General features: G+C 31.2%; 2 protein-coding genes. Both read right to left on the reverse strand.

The annotated features are described in order from the left end of the window. Window positions 1–174: AIM24 family protein (locus ACVC2P_RS02005; protein ID WP_452596811.1), on the reverse strand; the 174-nt coding region annotated here is incomplete at its 3' end. Window positions 175–252: 78 nt separating this feature from the next. Further along, window positions 253–708 carry a DUF4442 domain-containing protein gene (locus ACVC2P_RS02010; protein WP_452596810.1) on the reverse strand — a complete coding sequence of 152 codons (456 nt, stop codon included), beginning with the start codon at window positions 706–708 and terminating at the stop codon, window positions 253–255. Window positions 709–791 lie beyond the last annotated feature (83 nt).

Genomic DNA, 791 nt, shown 5'->3' on the forward strand with positions numbered 1-791 from the left:
AAATCCAGAATCTTTTTTAGAACCATCTCCAAAAATGGTTTCCATTTTAATACCATCGTCCATCATCATAAAACTTCCAGATTCTGCAACAACACCTTCTTGAGGGTCTAATTCAATCTCTACATATTGCATTTCTTCTCCGTAAATTCTATAGTCTATTTCGTGTGCTGTCATTTTTATTCGTTTTTTAGATTAGTATAGCTGTTAGTATATACTCTTATTAATTTGTTACATACTTTATTATAGTATGTACTATCTTTTAAGCCTTACCGACCATTCAAAATTAAAAGTTGAGACTACTATACCTTCTTTATTTGTACCAACAGCTTTCATCCATACTATTTGTCCTTCGCCAGTTTCAATTGTTCTTTCTAAGGCTTCATCTATTAAATGCCCATCGTTACAAACAAACGTAATTTTTCCTGTTGCTTTTTTAGTAAATGTGGCATTGTTAGTAGTTACTAACATAGAAATAGGTTTTCCTGTTTCTCTAATTTTCATTAATACCAAAGCACCAGTTGCTAATTCTGCGGCCATACCTTGTACTGCCCAAAACATAGACTTAAAAGGGTTTTGATTTATCCATCTGTGTTTTACAGCAACAGAACAACTCGCTTTAGTTATAGATTTTACACGTACGCCTGTAAAGAAAACTGCGGGTAACTTAAAGAGGTTGAAAGTATTAATTTTTCTGGGTGTTAGCTTCATTTTGTTTTTCTATTTACATCAAAAATATTGAAAATAATCGACTTCATTAAATGTTAATATTTTGTTAATTTTTAGTACTATGC

Source organism: Pontimicrobium sp. MEBiC01747 (assembly GCF_053601635.1).